Below are 24,842 nucleotides of genomic sequence, written 5' to 3' on the forward strand. Positions count from 1 at the left end.
ATAGGGAACCAACGGGGCTCCTGTGCCGGTTGGTTGAGACTTCGAACACCTCACTCAACGGCACGGGAGCCTCGTGCGTTGCGGGCGCCGCAACCCTCACCCGATCAGTGGCCACGCTGAAAAAGCTCAGTGATTCGTCGTGGTCAGGAGCCAGGGCGAGCACTCTGCTCACCCTGGCTCGGCTGCAACGCCGAACCGACGACTACGCCGGCGCGCTGCAAACACTTCAGGAGGCCCAGCGCAGTCTGCCCCCTGACAAGCAGGACTTCGGCCAAGGAATATGGCGGCACTACGTCAAGGAGTGCTTCCTCCTCGTCCCGATCGCACCCGACGGCTCAACAGCGCACCGACTGCTCGCCGCGAGCGAGCAGGACATGCACGGAATTCCTCGGCTCTGGATGGACGGAATCCCCGACGCCGCAATCGCCGCTGCCGAACATCTCGGCGACCAGCCGGCACTCCACCGCTACCTCACTCAGCAGCAGACCGCGGCCCACGAACGCGACCAGGAAGTCGAGCAGTCCCGTCAGTCCACGTCAGGCCCTGCACTCTCGTGAACCCCGGTATCGACCGCCTGCACCTGCCCGACGCCGCGGGAGAACCTGGCCACCGGCCTCTCATGACGTGTGCCGCAGTTCCCGGTGCCGTATCAGCGCGTCCCGGAACAGCGCTCGCGCCCTCTCGTCCATCACCCGCCCCGCCTCGGTCATGGCGTCGTGCAACCGGAGGCAGACCGGACACCGGTCGTCCTGGCACGTCACACACCGCCCGGCCGCCACCATTGCTTCCGTCATTGCGTTCGAACCTCCACGTGTCCCACCCCTCACGGACGGGCATCAACCGTGCGGTCCAGACTTGCCGACCGGGCACCCCTGGCGACAGGGTTGGCGGCATCACAACTGGGCTGTGATGAGGGGACGTTGATCCATGGCGAAGCCGCCCAAGTGTTCGATGTGTTCGAGCTCCACCAGCTCGTACCTCGTCACGGGCATGCTGCAAACCGAGCAGTACGCCCACGCACTCTTCCGCGCGGCCCATCCACGTGACGAACTTGCCGCGACAGCCGAGAAGGTAGCCGCGCGACTGCGCCGAATCGACGTCCTGGAGCGCACCCCTCCTCCCCTCCTGTGGGTGATCCTGGACGAGTCATGCCTCCGGCGCACGGTCGGCGGCTCCACCACCATGCGTGAGCAAATGGCTCACCTGATCGCCGCGGCCGAGTCTCCCCATGTCACCCTGCAGGTCCTTCCGTTCAGCACGGGGGCACCCCCGACAGGCGAGAGCTTCACCCTGTTGAGGTTCGACGAAACACCTGATGCCCTCTACACCGAAGCCCAAGGGATGGGGCGCGTCGTGGATTCGCCCTCGAAGGTGGCGAGAGCGTGCGAGCTTTACGATCGTTTGCGCGCCGACGCCCTTTCTCCGGAAGAGTCGTTGACCGAACTGCGCAAGGCGATGGAGGAATACTCGCAATGAGCAACACCCTGAACTTCACCGAAACAGAGTGGGTCAAGTCGAGCTACAGCAGCGGTGAAGGCGGCATGTGCCTTGAATGGGCACCACAGATCGCTAATTCCGGGGTTGTCCCTATACGCGACACCAAATTGCCCGGGAGCCCGGAGCTGACGTTCCCCGCGGGCGTCTGGCGCTCGTTCGTCACCGGGCTCAAGCACGCGGGCTGAGATCCCGGAGACCACACTGCGCAAGGCGATCGAGGAGTTGCCCGGATGAGTAGCCAACCCGGTCTCACCCGCACGCAATGGGTCAAGTCCAGTTTCAGCAGCGGTCAAGGAGGCCAGTGCCTTGAGTGGGCCCCCTCCATAGCGGCAACCGGCATCGTGCCCATACGCGACAGCAAGCACCCCCAAGGGCCGGCGCTGACCTTCCCCTCCGACGCCTGGCACTCGTTCGTCACCGGGCTCAAGCACGCGGGCTGAACCAGCAGGCTGTCATCGCGGCGCGGCCCGGAATGCCCGGCGGTAGGCGCCCGGTGTGGTGCCCAGGGTGTTGAGGAAGCGTCTGCGGAGGTTGGTGGCCGAGGAGAGGCCGACGCGGCGGGCGACGGTGTCCAGGGGGAGGTCGGAGGACTCCAGTAGGTCCCGGGCGGTGGCGATGCGCTGGGCGAGCAGCCACTGGCCGGGGCTGGTGCCGAGCTGGTCGACGAAGCGTCGGGCGAGGGTGCGCGTCGAGACGCCCGCGTGGGCGGCCATGCTCTCGGTGGTCACGGGTTCGCCGAGTCTCCTGGTGACCCACTCCAGCAGCGGCGCGAGCGTGCAGTCGACCTGTGCGGGGTGGGGCGGTGCCGCGTACTGCAACTGTCCGCCCTCGCGGTGGGGCGGCATGACCATGGTCCGGGCGACATGTGCGGCGTACCGGGCGCCCTGGTCGTTGCGGACGAGGTGGATGCACAGGTCGATGCCGGCCCCGGCGCCGGCGCTCGTGGCCACGTCGCCGTGGTCCACGTACAGCACGTCCGGGTCGACCCGGACGTGCGGGAAGTGTGCGGCGAGCTCGTCCACCAGCGACCAGTGGGTGGTCGCCTCCCGCCCGTCGAGCAGACCGGCGTGCGCCAGTGCGAAGGCGCCGGAGCAGATGCTGATCACCCGCGCCCCGCGGGAGTGCGCGCGGCGCAGTGCCCGGAGGACCGCGGGTGAGGGTGGCTCCTCGGCGGGCAGCCAGCCCGGGACGACCACGGTGTCCGCACGGTCGAGTGCGTCCAGCCCGTCGGTCACGAGCATGTCGTACCCGGCGCGGGTCGGGACCGGGCCCGGGTGCTCCGTGCACACGCCGAAGGCGTACCGCGTCGGAAGTTCCGGCCGCTCGATCCCGAACACCTCGGCCGCGCAGGCGAGCTCGAAGGTCGATTGCCGCGGGCGGACGAGTGCCGTTACTCGATGCATGGCAGAAAAGTACCTCATGATGTCTTTCCTGACACTCGGCGGGGCGGCGGCCGGCAGCCAGGCTGGTCCCATGACGACAGAACAGAGCATTGCTGCGTATGTGTGGTCCAGCGTCCAGGACGCCCCCGTCCACGAACTCTTTCCCGGCATCCGGCTGCGCCCGCTGTGGAAGGGGGACAACGGCGCGGCGGCCTATGTGCTGGAGATGGACGCGAACTCGCGCTGGGAGGGAATCGACGTCCACGACCCGGGCCCCGAGGAGGTTTTCGTGGTCTCCGGCACCTTCAACGACGGCGACCGGGACTACCCGGCCGGCTCCTTCATCCACGCCCCCGCGGGCTCCTCGCACGTTCCGCAGACGACCACGGGTTGCACGCTGTTCCTCTTCTACCCGGAGGGTTAGACCACCCGGCACCCGGGGGGAATCGCGTCGATGACGGGGGTGCGCAGAAGAATGATCCGCCAACTGCCCCGCAGTTACGAGGATCGGCCGCATGCGGCGCACCGTCGTCATCGGCGACATCCATGGTTGCTTCGACGAACTCCTCGAACTGCTGGAAAAAGTCGACCTCGGTCCGGACGACCTGCTGGTCAGCGTCGGCGATCTGGTCGATCGCGGCCCGGCGCCCGGCGAAGTGGTCCGTCTCTTCCGTGAGCGCCCGAACTCGGTGGTGGTCATGGGCAACCACGAACGGAAGCATGTGCGCGGGATCTTCTCCTACGCGCAGGAGATCACCCGCTTGCAGCTCGGCAGCCGCTACGACGAAACGGTCGACTGGATGCGGACGCTGCCGTACTCCTTCGAGAACGAGCACGTCCGCGTGGTCCACGCCGCGATGCTCCCCGGAATCCCGCCGGCCGGCCAGAAAGAGGAAATCCTCTGTGGCTCGACCGGCGGCGAACGAGAGCTCGGCGCGCTGTTTCCGGAGGGCCACTGGCACGACCACTACACCGATACCAAGCCAGTCGTGTTCGGCCACCATGTCACCGGCCGGGAGCCGTTGATCCGCGACGGCAGAATCTTCGGTCTCGACACCGGCGCCTGCCACGGCGGGAATCTGACCGCTCTGTGCGTCCCGGAATTCACCGTCCACTCGGTCCGGGCGCACGCGGACCACTGGTCGATCGCCAAGCGCACATGGCAATTGCCCGTCCTGAAAACCAGGCCCTGGCCCGACTCCACGTGGCCGGAACTGCCCCGGACGGTCGAGCGGTTCTCCTCGGCACCGGATTCAGCCACGCACAGCTGGCTCCGGGCGCTCGAAGCATGGGCCGCGGATCTGCTGTCCTCGCTCCCCGACCTGGTCACGGCGGCGCATCGCGTCGCCGCCGGTCTCGGCACGGACGAGCTGCGGGAGCATCCCGCCGCGAAGTTCCTCTTCCAGGCCCGCGACGGCCGGCTCGATCGGGCCGGCCTGACCAGGCAGTGCTCGACGCCCCGCAGAACCCTCGATCTGGCGGCGGCGCTGGGGCTCGTACTGCCCGAACTGCCCGGCTGAGACGGCTTCCTCACGGAACGGCGGCGAAAGAAAGGTGAAAGAAAAAGGAAAGGAGGTCACCCGCTCCTTTCCACTCTCAACGTATAGCGCACCGGGGGGCTTGCGGCAAGACCCCGTTCATGCCGCAGAATCACCGGCCGAAGCCGGAATGCGAGCAAATGGGGAGTCGCGAAGTGCGCGTGTTGTTGTCGACGTATGGGTCGCGCGGGGATGTCGAACCGCTGGCGGGGCTCGCGGTGCGGTTGCGGGAACTCGGCGCGGAGGTGCGGGTGTGTGCGCCGCCGGACGAGGAGTTCGCGGAGCTGCTGGCCGGTGTCGGCGTGCGGATGGTGCCGGTCGGGGTGTCGGCGCGCGAGCTGACGGTGGCGGCGCCGCCGCCGTCGTCCCTGCCCGAGCGGGCGGCCCAGTTGATCGCCGCCCAGCTCGATGTGGTCATGGGGGCGGCCGAGGGATGCGACGTGCTGGTGGCGACCGGCATGTTGCCGGCCGCGGCCGGTGCGCTGTCGGTGGCCGAGAAGCTGGGCGTCCACGCCGTGTCCGTGACGTTCCAGCAGCTCACCCTGCCGTCGCCGCACCACCCGCCGCTGGCGTATCCGGGCCGACCGTTCCCGCCGGACGTGACCGACAACCGGGTGCTGTGGGACCTGGATGCCCGGAGCATCAACGCGCTGTTCGGCGAGGCGCTCAACACCAACCGGGCAGCCGTCGGCCTGCCCCCGGTGGACGACGTCCGCCACTACGTCATCGGCGACCGGCCGTGGCTGGCGACGGACCCGGTCCTGGACCCGTGGCGGGAGCCGGCGGACCTCGACGTCGTCCAGACCGGCGCGTGGACCCTGCCGGACGAACGCCCGCTCCCGGCCGACCTGGTGGCGTTCCTGGACGCCGGCACACCACCGGTGTACGTGGGCTTCGGCAGCATGCCCATGCACACGGCGACGGACGTCGCCCAGGTGGCCGTCGAGGCGGTCCGGGCACAGGGCCGCCGCGTGCTCGTCAGGCGCGGCTGGGCCGATCTGGCCCTGGTCGACGACCGGGACGACTGCTTCGCCGTCGGCGAGGTCAACCACCAGGCGCTGTTCGGCCGGGTGGCCGCCGTCGTGCACCACGGCGGCGCGGGCACCACGGCCACCGCCGCCCGGGCCGGTGTGCCCCAAGTGGTGGTGCCCCAGGCGACGGACCAGCCGTACTGGGCCGGCCGGGTGGCCGACCTGGGCATCGGCGCGGCACACGACGGCCCGGCTCCGACGTCCGAGTCCCTGTCGGCCGCGCTCAGGACGGCCCTGGCCCCCGAGACGCGCGCACGGGCGACCGCCGTGGCCGGCACGATCCGCACGGACGGAGCGACGGTGGCCGCGAGGCTGCTGCTCGACGCGATCAGCTGAGGAGGGAGGCAGGCGTCAGGGGCGCCCGGGGGCGGAGTCGACAGTCAGGACGATCTTCCCCGTGGTGCGGCCCTTCTCTCCCAACGCATGCGCCTGAGCGGCCTGTTCGAGAGGGAAGACCGTGTCGACGATCACCCGCAGGCGGCCGTCCTCAATCAGGGCGCTGATCTCGCGGAGCCCCTGCCGGTCGGGTTCGACGAGCATGAACACCGCTCGCACCCCGAGTTCCTCGGCCCGGCGGACGGGGAAGGTGTCGTCGAACGGCAGGATCGAGACGAGCGTGCCGCCCCGGCGCAGGGTGCGCAGGGAGCGTGCCCAGGTGGGGCCGCCGATGCCGTCGAGGACGGCATCGACGTCGCGGACGGTGTCGCCGACGTCCTGGGTGCGGTAGTCGACGACCTCGTCGGCCCCGAGCGTGCGCAACAGGTCGTGCTTGGCGGCGCCGGCGGTGGCGATGACGTACGCGCCGCGGGCTTGGCGATCTGCACGGCCAGGTGACCGACGCCTCCGGCCGCGGCGTGGATCAGGACGCGGTCCCCGGGCCGGACGTGGGCGGTGTCGACCAGGGGCCTGCCACGCGGTGAGCGAGGCCAGTGGCAGGGCACCGGCCCGGATGTGGTCGAGGCCGCGGGGGCGCGGAGCGAAGTGGCGGGCCGGTGCGGTGACGTACCGGCGTACGTGCCCGCCGAGTGCGGGAAACGCGCATCCCGAACACGTCGTCGCCGGGCCGGAAGACCGTCACGCCCGCGCCGACGGCTTCGACGACTCCGGCCACGTCGAAGCCGAGGGTGAAGGGCGGTACGGCTCCGGAGGCGAACACGCCGCGCTCGCGGGTCTTCCGGTCGGCGGGGTTCACACCCGCCGCACGCGCCCGGACCAGGATCTCGCCGCGGCCCGGCTCCGGCCGCGTCGTCTCGACGACCTTCAGGACGTCGGGGCCTCCGGCCCTCTCCTGGGACACGGCGCGCATGTACACCACCGCGCGCGTCGACCCCGACGTGCTGTACGTCACGTCGACGACGGTGACGTCCTCACCTCCGCCGGAGTCGCCGCGGGGATCGACCTGTGTCTGCACATCGTCCGCCTCGATCACAGCAGTCACATCGCCAACGAGGTCGCCCGCTCTTGCCTCGTACCGCCCTGGCGCGACGGAGGCCAGGCGCAGTACATCCGGCGCCCCGTCCCCGGTCCGTCCACCGGCAGCACCGCGGCCACCCGGGCGTGGGCCGCGCAGCGCCTGGCCGACCCCCTCACCCTGGCCGGCCTCGCCGCCCACGCCCACATGAGCGTACGCACGTTCAGCCGCCGCTTCCGCGACGAAGCCGGCAGCACCCCAGGACAGTGGCTGACCCGGCAACGCGTCGACCTCGCAGGGCACTTCCTGGAGACCACCGACTGGCCCGTCGACCTGGTCGCCCGCCGGGCCGGGCTCGGCACCGGCGCCTCCCTGCGCCAGCACCTCCACAGCGCCATCGGCGTCAGCCCTCAGGCGTACCGCCGTACGTTCCGTCCCCGGCGGACGGCTGTCTGACCGGGGCTTGGCACCAGGGCTCGGCACCGGGGCTCAGCGGCGCAGGGCGGTCTCCCGCTGCATGTGCGACAGCTTCTCGGGGTTGCGCACGGCGTAGAACCCGGTGATGAGGCCGTCGTCGAGGCGCATCGCCACGACGGTGTCGACCTCGCCGTCGATCCGGAGAACCAGTGCCGGGTGGCCGTTGACCTCCACCGGACGCAGCGACGACGCGTCCATCCTGCCCAGCCCGGCGGCCAGCAGGCGGCCCACCTTGTCGGCCCCCACGACGGGCCGCAGGACGGCCTGCTTGATGCCGCCGCCGTCGCCCATGAAGACGACGTCCGGCGCGAGGATGTCGAGCAGACCCTGCAGGTCGCCCGTTCCGGCCGCCCGGTGGAACGCGTCGAGCGCGTCCCGGGTCACGGCCGGGGACACGACGCCGCGGGGGCGGCGCGCCGCGACGTGGGACCGTGCCCGGTGCGCGATCTGGCGGACCGCGGCCGGGCTCTTGTCGACGGCTTCGGCGATCTCGTCGTACCCGAGGTCGAACACCTCGCGCAGGACGAACACCGCGCGCTCGGTCGGCGCGAGCGTCTCCAGCACGAGCATCATCGCCATCGAGACGCTGTCGGCCAGCTCGACGTCCTCGGCCACGTCCGGGGCGGTCAGCAGCGGCTCGGGCAGCCAGGGACCGACGTAGGACTCCTTGCGGCGGCCGAGCGTACGCAGCCGGGTCAGCGCCTGGCGGGTGGTGATGCGGACCAGGTACGCGCGCCGGTTCCGTACCGTGCCGAGGTCGACGCCCGCCCACCGCAGCCAGGTCTCCTGCAGGACGTCCTCCGCGTCGGCGGCCGAGCCGAGCATCTCGTAGGCGACGGTGAACAGCAGGTTGCGATGGGCGACGAACACCTCGGTGGCGGGATCCGTGCGCCCGCTGCCGGCCGCCCGCCCGGCCGTGTCCTCCGTACGCCCGCTGCACTCGCTCTTCACCAGCTGCTCCTGCCTGTTCGTTCTCAACGGTGCCACGCGCACAAGACGCCGGCCGACGCCGCCCTGTGACACCCGTGAGCGGTGGCACACGTCACATCGCCGACCTGTCACAGGGAGCCGGTCGCCGGCATCTCGTGTTCGTCCAGTGCAACACCACAAGCACTGGGACACCACAAGCACTACGACACCACGAGCGCTGCACACCACAAGCAGTACGACACCACGAGTGAGGACGACATCATGGACGCCCGATTCAACCTGTTCGACAACGAGCTCGCCGCCAAGTTCGGCAAGCGGTTCGCCAACGCGAGCATGGTGATCCACCACTCGTCGCTGCCGATGACCACGCAGGAGCTGGTGTCGCTGCGCATCAGCCAGATCAACGGCTGCGGCTGGTGCATCGACCTGCACACCAAGGAGGCCGCGGCCGCCGGTGAGACCGCGGTCCGGCTCAACCTGGTCGCCGCCTGGCGCGAGTCCACCGTCTTCACCGAGGCCGAGCAGGCGGCGCTGGCCCTCGCCGAGGAGGGCACCCGGCTCGCCGACGCCCACCAGGGCGTGTCCGACGAGACCTGGGCCCGCGCGCGCGAGCACTACGACGACGACCAGATCGCCGCGCTGGTCTCCCTGGTCGCCCTCGTCAACGCGGCCAACCGGCTCGCCGTGATCGTGCACCAGCGGGGAGGCTCCTACGAGCCCGGCATGTTCGCCGCCGCACTCAACTGACCGGCGGACGGCCCCGGCCCGGCCCGGACCCCTTCGATCCGGGCCGGGCGGCCGGTCCCCTTCACCCGTCCCTCTCTAACGCGTGGTGAAGGCACCGCCGTTGACGTGCAGCGTCTGCCCGGTGATGTGCCGGGCCCCCGGAGAGGCAAGGAAGTACACCGTCTCGGCGATGTCCTCCACCGTGCCGGGACGCTTGTTGTGCGTCTCCTCGACGAGCGCGGTGTGGCGCTCGTCGGTCAGTGCCCCGTCGCGGAAGAAGTTGGTGCCGGCGATGTAGCCCGCGGAGATGACGTTGCTGGTGATGCCGTGGGGGCCGAGGTCGGCGGACAGGGAGGCGTTCCATGCGGCCAGGGCGGCCTTGGCGGCACCGTAGCTGCCGCCTCGGCGCTCGGCCCCGATCGAGCCGATGCTGATGACGGAGCTGCCGGAGGTGAGCCTGTCCCGGACCGAGGCCGTGGTCAGGACCGCACTCAGCAGGTTCTGGGCCAGGTTGGCCTGCCACTGGGCCAGGACCGCCTCCAGCGCCGGCCCGTCGTCCGGTGCGGCCGGAGGCAGCCCGCCTGCCGCGTTGACCAGGACGTCCAGTTCACCGAACAGGGCTGCGAGCTCGGCGACCTGCCCGGGGTCGGTCGCATCGCAGACCACACCGTTCACACCCAGCTCCTTGGCGGCCGGTTCAACGGTGTCGGCATGGCGTCCGGTGATGAAGACCTCCGCCTGTCCGGCGGCGAACCTCGCGGCGACGGCGCGGCCGATGCCGCTGGTGCCTCCGGTGACGAGCACGGTACGGGTCATGGATCGATCCTCCTCCTCGCTGCTACGTTTAGACCTAAACATATCCGACTCCGGTAAGGGAAGGCACCGTTGACCGACAGCACCGCCGCGCCGGGGGACCCCGTACCCTCCTATCCCCCGGCGGAGATCGCCGCGGCCTGGCGGCGGGAACGCCCCGGCACCCCGACCGAGTCGATCGAGATCGTCACGCCCATCTGGTGGCTGGCGAAGCTGTTCGCCGACGACCGCGGCCGGGTGCTGCGCGAAGCGGGGATCGACGCGGCCACCCTCGACCTGCTGTCCGTCATCCGCCGCTCCGGGCCGCCCTACGCGCTCAGCACCCGCGAGATCGCCCGGCGGACGCTGGTGACCGCAGGAGCGATCTCGCAGCGCGTCGCCAGGGCCGAGCGGGACGGCCTCGTCCGGCGAGCGCCGGGGGGCACCGCCCGCCGGACGGTGCTGGTGTCACTGACGGCCGACGGCCACGCGCTCATCGAGCGATCCGTCGACGCCGTCCTCGGCCGCGAGGCCGGGCTCGTCAGCGATCTGTCGGCGGACGAACGGGACTTGCTCATCACGTTGCTGGAGAAGCTGATGGCCGATGTCCGACGGCGCACGGGCCACGCCGGGAGCTGAGCCGGTCCTTGGTGGGCGACAACGGCGGAGAAACAGACAAAAGCGAAGGCAAGGAGGTGTAAATCACTCCTTGCCACTCTCAACTTATAGCGCAACGGGGGCCTTGCGGCAAGGCCCCGGTCATGCCGCAGAATCACCGGGCAATGCCAGGACCTGCGGAAATGAGTTTTTGATGATCGACGTGATCGTGGCCGGCGGCGGACCGACCGGACTGATGCTGGCCGCCGAGCTGCGACTGGCCGGAGTGCATGTGGTCGTGCTGGAGAAGCTGACCGAGCCGACCCGGCAGTCCCGTGGGCAGGGCCTGCACGCGCGCAGCGTCGAGATGATGGATCAGCGCGGGATGCTGGACCGGTTCCTCGCGGTCAGTGAGAAGTTCCAGGTCGGCGGGCTCTTCGGCGGCATCGCCAAGCCGTGGCCGGAGCGGCTGGACACGGCGCACGCGTACGGCCTCGCCACCCCGCAGCCGGTCACCGAGCGGCTGCTCAACGAGCGCGCCCTCGAACTCGGCACCGACATCCGGCGCGGCTGCGAGGTGGTCGGGCTGAGCCAGGACGAGGAGGGGGTGACCGTCGAGCTGGCCAGTGGGGGCACCCCCGCCGATGGAGGCGTAGCCAGCGGGGGAAGCACGCATCTGCGGGCGCGCTACCTCGTCGGCTGCGACGGCGGCCGCAGCACGGTGCGCAAGCTGCTCGGCGTCGGATTCCCGGGCGAGCCCGCCAAGGTCGAGACGCTGCTGGGTGAGATGGAGGTGACCGCGGACGCGGCGACGATTGCCGCCGCCGTCGCGGAAGTCAACAAGACGCAGCTGCGGTTCGGCCTCATCCCCCAGGGGGACGGGGTGTACCGCGTCATCGTGCCCGCCGACGGCGTGGCCGAGGACCGTGCGACCGCGCCGGCCCTGGACGAGTTCAAGCAGCAGCTGCGGGCGTTCGCGGGCACCGACTTCGGCGTGCACTCGCCGCGCTGGCTCTCCCGGTTCGGCGACGCCACCCGGCAGGCCGAGCGCTACCGGGTCGGCCGGGTGCTGCTGGCCGGCGACGCGGCGCACATCCACCCGCCGACCGGCGGGCAGGGGCTCAACCTGGGCGTGCAGGACGCGTTCAACCTCGGCTGGAAGCTGGCCGCCGCGGTCAACGGCTGGGCACCGGAGGGGCTGCTGGAGAGCTACCACGCCGAACGGCACCCGGTGGGCGCCCGTGTGCTGGAGAACACCCGTGCGCAGATGACGCTGATGGGAACCGACGCGGGTCCGACCGCGCTGCGGGAGCTGTTCTCGAAGCTGATGGACTTCGAGGAGGTGAACCGGTACGTGACCGGGCTGATCACCGCGGTCGGGGTCCGTTACGACTTCGGCGAGGGTCACGACCTGCTCGGCCGGCGGATGCGGGACCTGAAGCTGAAGCAGGGCCGTCTGTACGAGCTGATGCATGGCGGCCGCGGGCTGCTGCTCGACCAGACCGGCCGGCTCTCGGTGGCGGGCTGGGCGGACCGGGTCGACCACGTCGTCGACGTCAGCGAGGAACTGGACGTGCCCGCGGTGCTGCTGAGGCCGGACGGTCACGTGGCGTGGGCAGGCGAGGACCAGCAGGAGCTGCTCGACCGGCTGCCGACGTGGTTCGGCGCCGCCACCGGCTGAGCGCGCGGGGTGACTCGAGCACAGCTCCCACAACACCTCCGAAGGCTGTGAACGCGGTTGACACATCTCTCGACTGTGAAATGATGGAGCCATGCGAACGGGCGTGGCGCACCGTCAGGTGGTCGCGCCTGTCCGCCCTGTTCACTCAGCCGATTCGGAGATTGACGTGACTCGACTTCCCAGCGCCGGGCGGGCACTGCCCCGCATCGCCACCGCGGCCCTCGCCGCCGCGCTCGTCGCCACGGCCGCGGGCGCGGCGGTGGCCGCCGACGGTCCGGGGGCATCGGCGAGTTCGGCCCGCCAGCGGATGGCGCAGGTGTCCCCCGGGGACGCGTCGCATTTCCCCGTCGAGGCGATCGACGGGGCGGGCCAGGACTTCACGTACATGTGGGGCGTCAACGGCAAGCTGGAGTCCCGGCAGGAGGGGCTGGGGGATCTGAAGCAGCTCCGGGCGGCGACGCAGATCGACACCGACTCGGACCATGTGTACGACAGTGACGCGTACTTCCTCACCACCGACCACAAGGTGATCCTGTCGAAGCCGCTGGACTCGGTGCACCGTCAGGTCGCGTCCGGCTGGGGGGAGTACGACACCTTCTTCTCCCCGGGCGACCTGGGCGGCGCGAAGCAGCCGGACCTCCTGGTCCGGGACAGGCAGGGTGTGCTGTGGATGTACCTGGCCAAGGCGGACGGCTCGCTGACCGGCAAGAAGAAGGTGGGTCCGGGCTGGGGGCAGTACACGCAGATCACCGGCAAGGGCGATCTGACGGGTGACGGCAGGACGGACATCGTGGCCCGGGACAAGGACGGCGTGCTCTGGCTGTACAAGGGCACGGGCGACTGGGCCAAGCCGTTCCAGGGCCGGACGAAGATCGGCGGCGGCTGGAACCAGTTCAACCTGCTGCTCGGGGCCGGCGACACCGACCTGGACGGGCGCTCGGACCTGCTGGCCCGGGACAAGTCCGGAGCGCTGTGGCGGTACAAGGGCACGGGCAGGGCGACCGCGCCCTTCGCGGCCAAGGAGAAGATAGGCAACTCCGGCTGGAACCAGTACCGGATCGTCTACTGATCCGGGGGTCCGGGTCCGGTCGTATTCGGGTCCAGGTCCGGGTCCGGTCGTATTCGGGCCCGGGTCCGGTCGGGTCCAGGTCCGAGGATCCAGGGGTGAAGGGCGCCGGCGCCGGCGTCGTGCAGGAGGGGAACGCCGGCGTCACCCCCGTCCCAGGTGCCGCAGGTATGCGGCGCGGTTGAGCGGGTTGCCGTCCGTCCGGTCCCTGACCGGGGGCGTTCCGGGGCAGGGCAGGTCGTTGGTGGGGGCCGACCACCAGAGCGCCTCGCCGCGGGAGAGCGCCGGGAGGCGCCGCTCCACGGCGGCGACGCGGCGGACGGGGACGGTCCCTTTGACCACCCAGGTCCCGGAGCCGGGCTCGGTGTCCCGGATCCGGGCGCCGTGCTCGGCCAGGAGCCCCGTCGCCGCGCTCAGCACATCGGCGGGGACCTCCAGTTCGTAGGCGTGGCACGGCTCGTGGACCTGGGTGCCCGCCTCGGACAGGGCGCGCATCAGTACGAGGGGGGTCAGGGAGCGGAAGTCGGTTCCGGTGCTCACGGGGCTGGCGTAGCCGGAGTGGGTCAGGGTGACGACGCAGTCGGTGACCGGCCAGCCGTACAGGCCCTGTTGGAGGGTGTGGCGGGTGGTCTCCTCGATGGCGCGGTCGAAGCCGAGCGGGATGGCGCCGAGTTCCGTCTCCCGTCGGTAGACGATGACGGACCCGGGCGCGCCCGGGGACACCCGGAGTCCGATGGTCGCCCAGAAGGCGGGCGTCCGGTGACGGTCGATGCCCTCGTACGCCCTGCCGGTCCCGGTGGGCCGCTCGCGGAAGACCGTGCGGCTCTCCTCGAAGACGGCGTCGACGCCGAACTCCTCGCTCAGCGTGGCGGCGATGATCTCCTTCTGGACCTCGCCGTAGAGGAGCACGGAGGTGCCGGCGCCGTCCGGCAGGGGGCGGGTGCCGATCAGCGGGTCCTGGTCGGCGAGCGCCGCCAGTGCCGCGTAGAGGCGGGGGGTGTCGTCCGGGTTCCGGGGCCGGACGACCGTCTCCAGGCCCGGCGGGGCGAACTGCGGCCCCGCTCCCCCGTCGCCTTGCACGGATCCGAGCCGGTCGCCGACGCGGACGCCGGGCAGGCCGCGGAGGCGGGCGATGCCGCCGGGGACGAGCCGGTGCGCGGCCGCGGGCGGGGCGCCGACGACCTCCAGGGCGGTGACGCGGCCGGTGAGTTCACCGGTGGTGCCGTCCGCTGTGCGGCGGTGCAGGGTGATGCGGTCGCGGCGCGCCAGGGAGCCGGAGAAGAGCCGCAGGTACGCGGTCTTCTCGCCGTTCGCGCCGCGCTCGACCGCGAACACGGTGCCGGCGGGCGCCCCGGCGTCGTCCCCGCGGGCGGGCGGCAGCCAGCGCGCGATGCCGTCGGTCAGCGCGTCCACGCCCTGTCCCGAGTGCGCGGAGCCGAAGTAGACGGGGTGGAGCAGGCCGCGCGCCGTGCGGTCGGCGAGACCGGCGCGCAGCCGTCCGGCGTCCGGGATCCGGTCCTCGACGAGGTCGGCGAGGAGCGCGTCGTCGTCCTCCGCCAGCGTCTCGGCGACGCGTTCGCGGAAGGCCGGGTCGTCGAAGGAGCAGGGCAGCGTCCGGGCGTCCCGGGTGCCGATGGCGTGGACGGTGTTCATGGGAACGACACGCGGGGTGAGCCGTGCCCGGATTCCGGCCAGGGTCTCCGCCTCGCGGGCGCCGGTCCGGTCGGTCTTGTTGACGAAGATCAGCGTGGGCAGGCCGAGCCGTCGCAGGCTCTTCAGCAGGATCCGCGTCTGCGCCTGTACGCCCTCGACGGCGGACAGGACGAGCACCGCCCCGTCGAGCACGCCGAGCGCGCGCTCCACCTCGGCGATGAAGTCGCTGTGCCCGGGGGTGTCGATGAGGTTGACGTGCAGGCCGTCCACGGTGAAGGAGGCGACGGCGGAGCGCACGGTGATGCCGCGCCGGCGTTCGATGTCACCGGTGTCGGTGCGGGTGGTGCCGGCGTCGACGCTGCCGAGCCGGTCGATGACGCCGGCGTCGAACAGCAGGCGCTCGGTGAGGCTGGTCTTACCGGCGTCGACGTGCGCCAGGATGCCGATGTTCAGGGTGCCCCGGGTGTCCGGGGTGCTGGAGGGGTGCGAGTGCATACGGGAAGAAGTCCTCGGGAACAGTCGTCCGGTCAGGGCGCTGGGGGATTCCGAGGGCTTGGCGCATGTTCCCGTTGTCTCCTCTGTTCGGTGACGCTGTCCGTCCGGTGACGCGACTCCGTCCGGTGACACGGATGCGGTTCGGTCCGGTGACGCGATGTGCCGTATCGCCGTATGCGGCGGGCGCGAGCCATGGTGCCAGGGGCAGGCATGACACGCGAGGGGTTTTGCTTCCGCCCCGCCCGGCTGTCGATCTTCGCTAATCTGCCGGAACACGCTGGTGACCACGGGCGCGGACCGATTCGCGAGCCCCGTGGACCGGCCCCGCGCTCGCACGAACTCCGTCTCCGGCTTTGTGAATTGGTTCACACCGGACCCTTGGCCGGGCCCGGGTCTTCGTGCTGAGATCGGAGCAGGCTTCCAGCTCGACGGCGCGCTTGGGGAGGGCACTGTGGCGGAGACCGCCATGCGGAATTCTGGCTTGTCGGAACCATGGGGACCACAGGGGCCGAGTCCGCAGGACGGACCGCTGGAGCGCGCGGTGTGGCGGCTGCGCTCACGCGCCTGCTGGGAGGACGCGGCCGAGCTGATCGCCCCGCGCGCGGTGTCCGACCCGGGTGCGGCCCGGTGGCGTACGGCCGTGCTGGTCGAGCGCTGCATGTTCACCGCGGAGGGCTGGAGCGCGGCCGAGGACGCCCTGCGGGCCGCGGAGGCACTGGCCACGGACGACGAGGAGCGTGGCGCGGCGGCCTGTGAACGGGGTCATCTCGCTTACGCGTCCACTCTTTTGGGGGTACGCGACCGGGCGGACGAAGCACGATCGGCGTTGGGGCGCGCGGCGGCCCTGCTCGCGCCCCACTCCCCCAGCCGCCCCCTGCTGGACTTCCGCCGCGGCCTCATCGCCCAGCACCTCTCCGACAACCCGTCCGACGCCACGGCCGCCTTCCAGCGCGCCCATGCCGGCGCGACCACGCACGGACACCGGCTGCTGCTCTCCTTCACCTGGCGGCACATGGCGGCGATGGCCGAGCACGACGGCCGGACCGCCGACGCCCGCCACGGCTACGGCGAGTCGCTGCGCATCCGCGAGGAGCTGGGCTACCTGGTGGGCATCGCACCGGCGCTCGTCTCGCTGGCGGACGTACTGCCGGATCCGGCGGAGGCGGGGCGGCTGCGCGAGGAGGCGGGGCGGCTGGTGCGGCTGCTGGGCGGAGTCCCGTCCTGGCTGGCCGACCGGTTGCCCCCGAAGCCCCGGACGGCCGGTGAATGACGGGTCGGACGACGGTACGGGCGACGGATCGGGCCGGCCCGCCCGGGGGCGGCGGTCCGGCCCGCACGGGATTCAGCAGACCGCGCCCGTGAAGTGCCCCCGCACCAGCGTCTCGACAGTCCGCAGGTCCCGTGCGGCGAGCGCCTCCAGCAGCGCGAAGTGCTCGGCGGCGTCGGCGACGAGGTCCTCGGCGCACCGTGCCGGAACGCCGGTGCCGGGCCACTGCGCGCGGCGGTGCAGTTCGTCGGCGACGGCGACGAGCTGGCGGTTGCCGCCGAGGCCGAGCAGGGCTCGGTGGAAGGCGCGGTCGGCCTCGGCGTAGGCGGCGCGGTCGCCGCCCCGGGCGACGGAGGACGCGGTCTCGGCCAGCGGCAGCAGCTCCTGCCAGCGCACGGCGGGGACGGTACGGGCCAGCCGGAGCAGGGTGGGCACCTCCAGCAGGCCGCGGACCTCGGCGAGTTCGGCGAGGTCGTGGGCGGACCGGCTGGTGACCCGGAAACCCCGGTTGGGGACGGCCTCGACGGCGCCCTCCACGACCAGCTGCTGCATGGCCTCGCGGACCGGGGTCGCCGAGACCCCGAACCGCTCGGCGAGGGCGGGACCCGAGTAGACCTCACCGGGTATGAGGTCGCCGCTGACCAGGGCCTTGCGCAGGGCGTCGAGCACCTGGCCGCGGACGGAGTAGCGCGTGGGCATCCGGCGGGCGACACCGCCGGACGATGAACCGGGCCCGTACCCGTGACCGCACTCACCGTGGGTGTGCTCGCCGTGGACGTGCTCGCCGCGCGCCGAGGCGCCGTCCGGTAGCGGTGCGCGGGCGGGCGCGCCGGTGCGCGGGCGCGGCACCGCCGGGTGGGGTCTGCCCTGCTCCATTGGGGTCCTCCTATGTCTCCATTCGAACCATAGGCGGCGGATCCGACAGTTCAAACCCCGGTCGTCAGGGGTAAGGGAAGCCTTACCTATAGGAGGTCACGCTACGGTGGTCCCGAAATGTCCGCTGCCCCTGCCGGTCCGCTCTCGCGCTCCTCATCATGCACACGCGCCCCACTGCTCGCCCCCTTTCCCGTTTTGGGCGCGTACACCAGGCTCACCGAGGTACATCCCGCGCTGAGGGTCGTATGCGCGCCCCCGCGCGCCGGGAAGGGCTGGATCACCGCGGCGCAGCTCGCCGCCGGCGGTTCCGCCGTCGACGCCTTCACCGCCCGGGACCGGGAGCAGGCCCTGCTCGGGTACGGGCGTCCCCTGCGCCCGGACGTCGCCGCCGGCCTCGGCCTCTACCGCTACGCGTGGTCGGTCTCCCTGCTGCTGACGCTCCCCTGGTTCCTGCACCGGCGCGTCCCGCTGCTCCCCTTCCCCGCGGTGTCCGTGCACCGGGCGCGCGGCACCGTGTCCCTCGCGCCCACCGGTTTCGCCTGTCTGCCGGGCGACCCGGTGGCCGTCCGCCCGGACGCCGTACCGGTGGCGGACGAGGCCGCCCTGCGGAAGGTGGTGCGCGAGGGGGTCGCGGGACAAGTGGGGCCGGTACTGGAGGGGTTCCGGGGGCGGACGCGGCGTGGTACGCGGGCCCTGTGGGGCCTGATGACGGACGCGGCGACCGAGAGCCTGTGGCGCCTGGCGCGGCTGCTGGGCGAGGAGGCGCGGGCCGGACGGGAGTTGCGGCTTCTGCTGCCGGGCGACACGGCTCCGTTCGCCGGCGGCGCGGCCTTCCGTGAACTGACCGTGCCCGGCGGCGGATCCGTGCTCACCCGGGACCGCGCGAGCTGCTGTCTCGTCTACACCGCGCGCCCCACATCCTGCCTCACATGCCCCCGGACCCACGATGCCGATCGCATCACCCGACTGAGCACAACATGATTCTATTCAATCCACTCGAACGGGTGGATTGAATAGAACCCAATTCCCTTGGCGCCCACCAGCGTTCGAAGCAACACACACCTATCCGTATGTCCTTGGGGTCCATTGGCGGCGAGTTGCCCGGAAACCGCTTGGCGCCCCGGCCGGTTCCGCCAGGATGGCGCGCGAAAGGCCGGTACTGCGATGCAAGGGACGCAAGATGAGAGTGACCGACATACCGCTGAATTGGGTATTGCCCAGTGCCGTGGCGCTCGTAGGAGCCGTGGTGGCGGTGACGGTGTTCTCCCGGGGCCGGCACGGCGGCCCGGAGGACGCGACGGGCACGGATTCCTGGGAACGCACCGAGGAACGCAGAAGGCGCAAGGAAGCCCTGTACGGCAGCGCCTCCTACGTCCTCCTCTTCTGCTGTGCGGCCGTGGCCGCCGCCCTCTCCTTCCACGGACTGGTCGGCTTCGGACGGCAGAACCTGGGCCTGACGGACGGCTGGGAGTACCTGGTGCCGTTCGGGCTCGACGGCGCCGCCATGTTCTGCTCGGTCCTGGCCGTGCGCGAGGCCAGCCACGGCGACGCGGCGCTCGGCTCCCGGATGCTGGTGTGGACCTTCGCGGGCGCGGCGGCCTGGTTCAACTGGGTGCACGCGCCCCGCGGGCTGGACCACGCGGGAGCGCCGCAGTTCTTCGCCGGCATGTCGCTGTCGGCCGCGGTCCTGTTCGACCGCGCGCTCAAGCAGACCCGCCGGGCCGCCCTGCGCGAGCAGGGTCTGGTGCCCCGCCCGCTGCCGCAGATCCGGATGGTGCGCTGGCTGCGGGCACCGCGCGAGACCTTCGGCGCCTGGTCGCTGATGCTCCTGGAGGGCGTGCGGACGCTGGACGAGGCCGTGGACGAGGTCCGCGAGGACAAGCGGCAGCGCCAGCAGCACCGGTTGCGCCGCCGGGAGGCGGGCAAGCTGGAGCGCGCCCGGCTCAAGGCGTACAACCGGCAGCACCGCGTGCTGTGGGGACGTGCCCGCGGCGGACGGCAGGTGGAGGTGACGGCGGTGCCGGCGGCTCCCCAGCCGGCCCAGATCGGCTCGCAGTCCGGAGCGGAACCTTCCATAACCGACCAGGAGCAACTCCCCCTGCGCAACCGTCCGCTCCAGGCCGTGAACAGGGCGGGCCACGCCGAGCCCATCGACCTCACCGCCGAGGACGACACGCAGCCCATCCGGCGGCTCGACTCCCTGGAGGAGAAACTGGCCCGTATCGAGCGGCAGTTCGGCTGATCCGGCCGCTCCGGGCCGATGCGACGGCTCGGGGCGGTCCGGACGGCCCGGCGCTCCGCGGCGTCCGGTCTCACCCACGACCGCGACCACGACGGGGCGTAGGTCCACCGCCGTCCGTCAGTGGTCCTCCGCGTCCAGTTCGAACCACACCGCCTTTCCCGCGCCGTGGACGTGCACTCCCCAGCGGTCCGCGAGGCAGTGGACCAACAGCAGACCCCGCCCGGAAGTCGCCGCCGGCTCCACGTCGTACGCGTCCCCGTCACCGAACGGGTCCGCGTCGGAGGACCGTGCCGCGGGCACCCGGAGCACCGGACGCCGGGGAAGGGTGTCCCGCACCTCGACGCGCAGCCGCCCCTTGGCGAACGCGACCGGGCCGCCGCTGAGCGTGGCGTTCACCACCGCGCCACCGTCGGTGTGCACCAGGGCGTTGGTCACGAGCTCGCTCGTCAGCAGCTCCGCGGTCTCCGCCCGCCCGGGCGCTCCCCAGTGGACCAGGAACCGGCGCAGTCCGGCCCGCGCCGCCGCGACCACGGCGACGTCCCCGCGCCCCAGTCGTCTTTCCCAGCGCGGCTCCCCCTCCCGGTCGTTCACCCCGTCCCGAGCCGTGCCGTCCGCGGACCCTTCCCGACCGTCGCGGTTCCCCGCGCCCACCCACTGTGCAGTCCGCCGTTTCATTTCCGTCCGCCCCGACCCCTCCCCGGCGCCCCGGCATCGAACAGGCTCACGGCAAATGCATGCCCCGCCTGCACGGGAACGACTCCTGTTGACTCATCAACATGGTGATACGGCGGAAATGCGGGAACCTCTTGTGCCCAGCGCGAATGGCTGTACAACGCCCTTCGGGGCGGCGGTCGTCGACGCGGTTATGCGCGGGGATCCGATCCTCCGCCCACCTTTCGCTGATCTTTCGCTGAGCGGATCTCCGCGCCAATCCCTCCCGGGATCACCGGCTATGCCTCCCAGATCGCACACGCCGTACGGTCGTCCGCGTACCCCTTGACGCGCAGTTGGGCGTCGGACAGGAATTCGGCCAGCCCCGGCGGACGCGCCCGCGTTCCCCACCGTTCGGCGAGGGCGTCAGCCAACGCGGGTTCGCCGCGCAGCGGTTCGCCGAGCCCCGCGCTGCACAGCAGGAGGGCGTCGCCGGGCCGGGCGACCGCGGCGCGGAACCGGAAGGGTTCGCTCGGCACCTCCTCGGGATCGATCACGGGGGTGGTACCGGGCGTGGGGATCCCGAGGTCCACGGTGATGCGGTCGTCGCACAGTGCGTCCCCGCCGGACGCGATGGCTCCCGAAGGCCTTGCGGAGCCGCCCTCTTCGGCCCCGGACGGGCGCCGCTCGGGGTCGAGGTCCTGCCACGTCCCCTCCCGCAGCCGGAAGAGGCCACCGCCGCCCACGCCGAAGAAGACGCGGGTGCGGCACCGGGAGTCGACCGGCAGCAGCAGGCAGCGCAGGGCGGCGGTGTACTCGGCCGGGCGCAGGCCGAGTTCGGTGGCGCGGGCGCGCAGCCGTCCGTACGAGCGGTCGGTGAGCCGGTGCAGGCCCGACCGCAGCTCGCCCCGCCGGCCGGCCCGGATGTCCTCGCCCAGCCGGGCGTGGCTGCGTCCGACCGCGCTGCCCAGCCAGGCGCAGATGTCCCGCGCCGCGCGGTGGGCGCCCTCGGCCGCGCGGGCCCCGCTCGCGACGGCGACGAGCAGCACGGCTTCCTCGCCGCTGCCGAACCGGGCGGTGAGCAGCGCGTCGCGCCGGGGTTCGCCGCGGTAGCGGGCGGAGTCGCCGCGGAGGGACACGGCCCGCAGGGTCATGGCGCCGTACCGGGCGCCGTCGAGGACGGTGTCGGGCACCAGGTCCTCCAGCCCGCCGGGGTCCGCGGGCGGCCAGGCGGTCGGTTCCGCCTCGTAGGTCGGCGGCCCCTGCCCGACGAACTCGGGCGCCCGGGCACGGACGCCGTCCCGGCTCCGGGGCCGCGGCACCTGAGCTACGACGGCCGCCTCCAGGGAGGCCGCCGACTCGCATGCCTCCGGGGGGTCGGACGCTTCGACGGTCTCCGGGACGACGGGGGCTGTGGAGACGGTCGGGACGAGGGATGCTTCGGGGGCGGTTGGGACGACGGAAGCCTCCGAGACCGCCGGGAGCTCGGAGACCTCCGACAGTCCGGAGACCTCGGGCGGTCCGGAGACCTCGGGCAGCCGGGAGGCTTCAGGTAGCCGGGAGGCTTCGGGCAGCCGGGAAGTTTCAGGCAGCCGGGAAGCTTCGGGCAGCCCGGAACCCTCGGACGGTCCGGCGCCCTCGGGCAGCCCAGAGACTTCGGGCGATCCGGAGACTTCGGGCAGTCCGAAGCCGTCGGACGGTCCGGAGGCCCTGGGCCGACGGGAGTTCTCGGATCGTCCGGAGGCCTGGGGTCGTCCGGAGGCCTCGGATCGTCCGGAAACCTGGGGACGATCGGAGGCCAGGGACCGACGGGAGCCCTCCGGCCGTCCGGACACGTCCGGCAGTGCGTCGGGCGCCCCGGGCGGTGCGGAGGGCTCGACGGGACGGGAAGGTCCCGGCACCCTCCCGAAGGTGTCGGGCCGCCGGGGGACGTCGCGCGGGCCGGTGCCGTCCCGCGCGCCCGGTACGTCCACCGCGCCCCTCGCGCTCCGGGTGCCCGGCGCGTCGAGCGGGTCGGGGCGCCGAGGGGGTTCGGGCTCCGGGACGCGGGGCGTCGCCCCGGACCGGCCCGGGCGGCCGGTGGCCGGCCCCGGCCTGCCGGTGGACTTCGTCTTCCGGCCGGTCCGAGGCGGGTCGGCCCGTGGGGAGTCCGTCCGCGCCTGGTCGGCCCGTCGCGGGTCCGTCCGGGGCGGGTCCGTCCGGGGTGAGTCGCCCTGCGATGGATTCGTCCATAGCGCGTCCGGCCGTGGCGGGTCGCCCTGCGACGGATCCGTCCATGGCACATCCCGCCGTGGCGAACCCGCTCGTGGCGAATCCGTCCATGGCACATCCCGCCGTGGCGAACCTGATTGTGGCGAATCCGGCCGGGATGCGTCCGTCCGCGGCCGGTCGGCCTGCGGCGGGTCCGTCCACGGCGGGTCGGCCCGTAGCAGTTCGTTCCACGGCGGATCGAGCCTTCGCGGATCGGTACGCGGCGGGTCGGTACGCGGTGGATCCGTACGCGGTGGATCCATACGTAGCGGATCGGTACGCGGCGGATCCGCGGCTTCCGGCGGGGCCGGGCCGTCCGTCTCCCGCCGGTCGGGGCCGGCGGTGTCCGGTGCCGGGGGCGTGGCCCGCGCCCCCGGTGGGAAGGGTTTGCGGCCCGGCGCCATGGGCCCGGGACGGGAGCCGCGCGGTGGCGGCCCGGCCGGTGGCACCCCGAGTTCCCACCGGGACGCGGCGGATGGAGGTGGGGGTGGCGACGGAGGAGGCGGGGTGCCCCGGAGGGGGCCGGCCAGGTCGGGCAGCGGGGGCAGCCGGGAGGGGTCCGGGAGCGCCCCGGTACGGGAGACCGACCAGGCGGCGCGGGCGGGCAGGCCGCTCGGCGGGGGCGCGCCGCGGGTGGACCTGCCCGGCGGCCGGGCAGGGCTCGGGGGCGGCGGGTCGCCGCCGACGACGGCCGCGGCGGAAGCGAACCGGTCGTCGAGACTGTCGTCCCCGGCGGCGGAGCCCGGACCGTCCGTGGGCCGGCCGTACAACTCCGCCCACCAGGCGTCCTCTTGTCCCTGATCCCCCAGCTGACTCATGCCCTTATTGTCCACACTGCGGGGCATACGGGAAGAGTGCACGGCGGACCCCTCGCGGGATGATGGCCGGAGTCGCAACACGGTCGTGGGGAGGGGTGTCACGTGCCCGGTGCCATAGGTCCGGCAGCCGTCGGGGACCTGGAACGGGAAAGACCCGCAGAACAGCGCAGGCAGGAGCGGGCGGAGGGCCCGCCGCGCGCCGACGGCGCGGCGGTGGAGGCGGTGACCGGCGCGGACGCGGTGGCACGCCGTCTGACGGGCCTGCGGCTGCGGGCCGTCGAAGAAGTGTGCGCACTGGTGCGGAACCGTACCTGGGTTGACACGGGTGCCGAATGGGCCGTGCGGCACCGGACCGTCGTGGACCGCGCCGTGTGGCCGCTCCCCGCCCGGCACGCGGCGACGCACCTGTTCCGGGTCGCCGACCGGGTGCCGGCCGAACTCTTCCTCGCCGACGGCCGGGAGGGGCTGCTCGTCCTCGCCTCCGGGAGCGCGGGGCCCGCCGCGCTCGTCGTGGGCGCGGGGGAACTGCTGGATTCGCTGACCGCCCTGTTCGAGTCCCTGTGGCGCGAGGCCCGGCCGCTGTGGCCCGCCGGGGATGCCCCCTTACCGCCCGCCATCGACGCTCCGGACGCCACGGACCTGGCCGTGCTGTCGCTGCTGCTGTCGGGGCTGACCGACGCGAGCGTCGCCAAGCAGCTCGGGCTGGGACTGCGGACCGTGCAGCGGCGGGTGAAGCGGCTGATGGAGCTGGCCGGGGTGACGACACGGCTGCAACTGGGCTGGAAGGCGGCGGAACGTGGCTGGACGACGGGAGGGCAGGGGCCGCAGGGGGCGGGGTGGCCGCCTGTGGCGCACGGTTCACGGTGACGTGACGCGGGAGGGGACGGCCCGCGTCAATGCGATGTCCGTCCCCGTGGCCGCGTCCCGCGCGGTGGCCTCAGACCCCGGGCAGGCTGTCCGCGCCCGGTCCGCCCTCCAGGGCGAGGAGCAGCCGCTTGCGGTCGAGGCCGCCCGCGTAGCCGGTGAGCGAGCCGTCAGCGCCGATGACGCGGTGACAGGGGCGCAGGACCAGCAGGGGATTGGCGCCGATCGCCCCGCCGACCGCGCGGACCGCCGCGCGGGGGGCGCCGATACGGGCGGCCAGTTCGCCGTAGCTGGTGGTGGCGCCGTAGGGGACGGCGTCGAGCGCGTCCCACACCCGGCGGCGGAACTCCGTTCCCGCGACGGCGTACTCCAGCCGGAACTCCCGGGATTCGCCCGTGAAGTAGGCCGCGAGCTGGCGGCCGGCCTCCGCGAACGCGTCGGGTTCGCGCTGCCAGTCCGGATGGACGGCGACGCCGTTGCGCTGGCCCGGTACGGACAGCGAGGCGAGCGCGGTGCCGCCCGGGGCGGTCGCGGAGGGCCGGCCGGTGAGCAGCAGCGTGCCGAGGGGGCTGTCGATCTCGGTGTACATCATCAGGTG

At 72.4% G+C, this 24,842-nt stretch carries 24 protein-coding genes and 2 pseudogenes; 16 read left to right on the top strand and 10 right to left on the bottom strand.

The window, feature by feature from the left end; all coding sequences use genetic code 11:
* Positions 1-557, top strand: a pseudogene (locus HN013_RS02025) (hypothetical protein); the annotation flags it as partial.
* 60 nt (positions 558-617) lie between these two features.
* Here HN013_RS02025 and HN013_RS02030 read toward each other — a convergent pair.
* On the bottom strand, positions 618-794 hold the full coding sequence (locus HN013_RS02030) for a hypothetical protein (RefSeq protein WP_171162279.1): 177 nt from the start codon (positions 792-794) through the stop codon (positions 618-620).
* A 196-nt stretch (positions 795-990) separates the two neighbouring features.
* On the opposite strand from HN013_RS02030, the gene HN013_RS02035 reads away from it, so the two are divergent.
* The 3 genes from HN013_RS02035 to HN013_RS02045 are packed head-to-tail and all read left to right on the top strand — an operon-like array spanning position 991 to position 1,937.
* Positions 991-1,476 carry a DUF5753 domain-containing protein gene (locus HN013_RS02035; RefSeq protein WP_171162281.1) on the top strand — a complete coding sequence of 162 codons (486 nt, stop codon included), beginning with the start codon at positions 991-993 and terminating at the stop codon, positions 1,474-1,476.
* The gene (locus HN013_RS02040; protein WP_171162283.1) at positions 1,473-1,682 is read left to right on the top strand and encodes a DUF397 domain-containing protein; all 210 of its coding nucleotides are present in this window, start codon (positions 1,473-1,475) and stop codon (positions 1,680-1,682) included. The genes HN013_RS02035 and HN013_RS02040 overlap by 4 nt, the downstream gene beginning before the upstream one ends.
* Positions 1,683-1,727: 45 nt before the next feature.
* Complete coding sequence (locus HN013_RS02045) at positions 1,728-1,937, top strand: DUF397 domain-containing protein (RefSeq protein WP_171162284.1); 210 nt, start codon at positions 1,728-1,730, stop codon at positions 1,935-1,937.
* A 12-nt stretch (positions 1,938-1,949) separates the two neighbouring features.
* Here HN013_RS02045 and HN013_RS02050 read toward each other — a convergent pair whose 3' ends face one another.
* A complete protein-coding gene (locus HN013_RS02050) occupies positions 1,950-2,900 on the bottom strand; it encodes a helix-turn-helix domain-containing protein (RefSeq protein ID WP_171162286.1) in 951 nt (316 codons plus the stop codon).
* A gap of 70 nt (positions 2,901-2,970) precedes the next feature.
* Between HN013_RS02050 and HN013_RS02055 the strand changes: the two genes are divergently transcribed.
* The 3 genes from HN013_RS02055 to HN013_RS02065 all read left to right on the top strand — a co-directional run bounded on the left by HN013_RS02055 (position 2,971) and on the right by HN013_RS02065 (position 5,784).
* Entirely contained in the window at positions 2,971-3,303 is a 333-nt protein-coding gene (locus HN013_RS02055; protein WP_249374668.1) for a cupin domain-containing protein, read from the top strand.
* A gap of 91 nt (positions 3,304-3,394) precedes the next feature.
* A complete protein-coding gene (locus HN013_RS02060; protein ID WP_171162290.1) occupies positions 3,395-4,399 on the top strand; it encodes a metallophosphoesterase family protein in 1,005 nt (334 codons plus the stop codon).
* Positions 4,400-4,578: 179 nt separating this feature from the next.
* The gene (locus tag HN013_RS02065; protein WP_312018484.1) at positions 4,579-5,784 is read left to right on the top strand and encodes a glycosyltransferase; all 1,206 of its coding nucleotides are present in this window, start codon (positions 4,579-4,581) and stop codon (positions 5,782-5,784) included.
* A gap of 15 nt (positions 5,785-5,799) precedes the next feature.
* On the opposite strand, the pseudogene HN013_RS02070 reads toward HN013_RS02065, so the two are convergent.
* A pseudogene (locus HN013_RS02070) lies at positions 5,800-6,754 on the bottom strand (NADP-dependent oxidoreductase).
* A gap of 312 nt (positions 6,755-7,066) precedes the next feature.
* Here HN013_RS02070 and HN013_RS34065 point away from each other — a divergent pair.
* Positions 7,067-7,315 (top strand): helix-turn-helix domain-containing protein, encoded by a 249-nt coding sequence (locus tag HN013_RS34065; RefSeq protein ID WP_398978012.1) that lies wholly within the window; start codon positions 7,067-7,069, stop codon positions 7,313-7,315.
* A 33-nt stretch (positions 7,316-7,348) separates the two neighbouring features.
* Here the strand turns inward: HN013_RS34065 and HN013_RS02080 are convergent, their stop codons facing one another.
* Entirely contained in the window at positions 7,349-8,329 is a 981-nt protein-coding gene (locus HN013_RS02080) for an RNA polymerase sigma-70 factor (RefSeq protein WP_398978209.1), read from the bottom strand.
* A 198-nt stretch (positions 8,330-8,527) separates the two neighbouring features.
* Between HN013_RS02080 and HN013_RS02085 the strand changes: the two genes are divergently transcribed.
* Entirely contained in the window at positions 8,528-9,013 is a 486-nt protein-coding gene (locus HN013_RS02085; RefSeq protein ID WP_171162295.1) for a carboxymuconolactone decarboxylase family protein, read from the top strand.
* 75 nt (positions 9,014-9,088) lie between these two features.
* Here HN013_RS02085 and HN013_RS02090 read toward each other — a convergent pair whose 3' ends face one another.
* The gene (locus HN013_RS02090) at positions 9,089-9,808 is read right to left on the bottom strand and encodes an SDR family NAD(P)-dependent oxidoreductase (RefSeq protein WP_171162297.1); all 720 of its coding nucleotides are present in this window, start codon (positions 9,806-9,808) and stop codon (positions 9,089-9,091) included.
* Between the two features lie 69 nt (positions 9,809-9,877).
* On the opposite strand from HN013_RS02090, the gene HN013_RS02095 reads away from it, so the two are divergent.
* From HN013_RS02095 to HN013_RS02105, 3 genes are all read left to right on the top strand, one after another.
* The gene (locus tag HN013_RS02095) at positions 9,878-10,423 is read left to right on the top strand and encodes a MarR family winged helix-turn-helix transcriptional regulator (protein WP_171162299.1); all 546 of its coding nucleotides are present in this window, start codon (positions 9,878-9,880) and stop codon (positions 10,421-10,423) included.
* Between the two features lie 172 nt (positions 10,424-10,595).
* Entirely contained in the window at positions 10,596-12,062 is a 1,467-nt protein-coding gene (gene rox, locus HN013_RS02100) for a rifampin monooxygenase (protein WP_171162301.1), read from the top strand.
* A gap of 166 nt (positions 12,063-12,228) precedes the next feature.
* Positions 12,229-13,131, top strand: coding sequence for a VCBS repeat-containing protein (locus HN013_RS02105; protein WP_312018469.1), 903 nt, complete (start codon positions 12,229-12,231; stop codon positions 13,129-13,131).
* A 141-nt stretch (positions 13,132-13,272) separates the two neighbouring features.
* Here the strand turns inward: HN013_RS02105 and HN013_RS02110 are convergent, their stop codons facing one another.
* A complete protein-coding gene (locus tag HN013_RS02110) occupies positions 13,273-15,276 on the bottom strand; it encodes a translation factor GTPase family protein (protein ID WP_171162304.1) in 2,004 nt (667 codons plus the stop codon).
* A 466-nt stretch (positions 15,277-15,742) separates the two neighbouring features.
* Between HN013_RS02110 and HN013_RS02115 the strand changes: the two genes are divergently transcribed.
* Positions 15,743-16,546, top strand: coding sequence for a hypothetical protein (locus HN013_RS02115; protein WP_171162306.1), 804 nt, complete (start codon positions 15,743-15,745; stop codon positions 16,544-16,546).
* Positions 16,547-16,618: 72 nt separating this feature from the next.
* Here the strand turns inward: HN013_RS02115 and HN013_RS02120 are convergent, their stop codons facing one another.
* Positions 16,619-17,419 (bottom strand): GntR family transcriptional regulator, encoded by an 801-nt coding sequence (locus HN013_RS02120; protein WP_171162308.1) that lies wholly within the window; start codon positions 17,417-17,419, stop codon positions 16,619-16,621.
* Positions 17,420-17,614: 195 nt separating this feature from the next.
* Between HN013_RS02120 and HN013_RS02125 the strand changes: the two genes are divergently transcribed.
* Together HN013_RS02125 and HN013_RS02130 are read left to right on the top strand one after the other, a co-directional pair.
* Positions 17,615-18,400, top strand: a complete 786-nt coding sequence (locus HN013_RS02125) for an iron-sulfur protein (protein WP_249374669.1) — start codon at positions 17,615-17,617, stop codon at positions 18,398-18,400.
* 199 nt (positions 18,401-18,599) lie between these two features.
* Entirely contained in the window at positions 18,600-19,661 is a 1,062-nt protein-coding gene (locus tag HN013_RS02130) for a DUF2637 domain-containing protein (RefSeq protein ID WP_171162310.1), read from the top strand.
* Positions 19,662-19,778: 117 nt separating this feature from the next.
* On the opposite strand, the gene HN013_RS02135 is transcribed toward HN013_RS02130, so the two are convergent.
* Together HN013_RS02135 and HN013_RS02140 are read right to left on the bottom strand one after the other, a co-directional pair.
* Positions 19,779-20,252, bottom strand: coding sequence for an ATP-binding protein (locus tag HN013_RS02135; RefSeq protein WP_312018470.1), 474 nt, complete (start codon positions 20,250-20,252; stop codon positions 19,779-19,781).
* 359 nt (positions 20,253-20,611) lie between these two features.
* Positions 20,612-21,634, bottom strand: a complete 1,023-nt coding sequence (locus tag HN013_RS02140) for a protein phosphatase 2C domain-containing protein (protein ID WP_312018471.1) — start codon at positions 21,632-21,634, stop codon at positions 20,612-20,614.
* 1,848 nt (positions 21,635-23,482) lie between these two features.
* Between HN013_RS02140 and HN013_RS02145 the strand changes: the two genes are divergently transcribed.
* A complete protein-coding gene (locus HN013_RS02145; RefSeq protein ID WP_171162314.1) occupies positions 23,483-24,247 on the top strand; it encodes a helix-turn-helix transcriptional regulator in 765 nt (254 codons plus the stop codon).
* Between the two features lie 70 nt (positions 24,248-24,317).
* Here the strand turns inward: HN013_RS02145 and HN013_RS02150 are convergent, their stop codons facing one another.
* Positions 24,318-24,836, bottom strand: a complete 519-nt coding sequence (locus HN013_RS02150; protein WP_398978024.1) for a methylated-DNA--[protein]-cysteine S-methyltransferase — start codon at positions 24,834-24,836, stop codon at positions 24,318-24,320.
* Between the last annotated feature and the right edge of the window lie 6 nt (positions 24,837-24,842).

The sequence above is a fragment of the Streptomyces sp. I05A-00742 genome, assembly GCF_013055795.1.
GTDB lineage: Bacteria > Actinomycetota > Actinomycetes > Streptomycetales > Streptomycetaceae > Streptomyces.

Bases quoted from the DNA above. Each gene is read 5' to 3' on its own strand.
- HN013_RS02030 (WP_171162279.1), bottom strand. From the start codon at position 794: ATGACGGAAGCAATGGTGGCGGCCGGGCGGTGTGTGACGTGCCAGGAC.
- HN013_RS02035 (WP_171162281.1), top strand. From the start codon at position 991: ATGCTGCAAACCGAGCAGTACGCCCACGCACTCTTCCGCGCGGCCCAT.
- HN013_RS02040 (WP_171162283.1), top strand. From the start codon at position 1,473: ATGAGCAACACCCTGAACTTCACCGAAACAGAGTGGGTCAAGTCGAGC.
- HN013_RS02045 (WP_171162284.1), top strand. From the start codon at position 1,728: ATGAGTAGCCAACCCGGTCTCACCCGCACGCAATGGGTCAAGTCCAGT.
- HN013_RS02050 (WP_171162286.1), bottom strand. From the start codon at position 2,900: ATGCATCGAGTAACGGCACTCGTCCGCCCGCGGCAATCGACCTTCGAG.
- HN013_RS02055 (WP_249374668.1), top strand. From the start codon at position 2,971: ATGACGACAGAACAGAGCATTGCTGCGTATGTGTGGTCCAGCGTCCAG.
- HN013_RS02060 (WP_171162290.1), top strand. From the start codon at position 3,395: ATGCGGCGCACCGTCGTCATCGGCGACATCCATGGTTGCTTCGACGAA.
- HN013_RS34065 (WP_398978012.1), top strand. From the start codon at position 7,067: ATGAGCGTACGCACGTTCAGCCGCCGCTTCCGCGACGAAGCCGGCAGC.
- HN013_RS02085 (WP_171162295.1), top strand. From the start codon at position 8,528: ATGGACGCCCGATTCAACCTGTTCGACAACGAGCTCGCCGCCAAGTTC.
- HN013_RS02090 (WP_171162297.1), bottom strand. From the start codon at position 9,808: ATGACCCGTACCGTGCTCGTCACCGGAGGCACCAGCGGCATCGGCCGC.
- rox (WP_171162301.1), top strand. From the start codon at position 10,596: ATGATCGACGTGATCGTGGCCGGCGGCGGACCGACCGGACTGATGCTG.
- HN013_RS02110 (WP_171162304.1), bottom strand. From the start codon at position 15,276: ATGCACTCGCACCCCTCCAGCACCCCGGACACCCGGGGCACCCTGAAC.
- HN013_RS02115 (WP_171162306.1), top strand. From the start codon at position 15,743: ATGCGGAATTCTGGCTTGTCGGAACCATGGGGACCACAGGGGCCGAGT.
- HN013_RS02120 (WP_171162308.1), bottom strand. From the start codon at position 17,419: ATGGAGCAGGGCAGACCCCACCCGGCGGTGCCGCGCCCGCGCACCGGC.
- HN013_RS02130 (WP_171162310.1), top strand. From the start codon at position 18,600: ATGAGAGTGACCGACATACCGCTGAATTGGGTATTGCCCAGTGCCGTG.
- HN013_RS02150 (WP_398978024.1), bottom strand. From the start codon at position 24,836: ATGATGTACACCGAGATCGACAGCCCCCTCGGCACGCTGCTGCTCACC.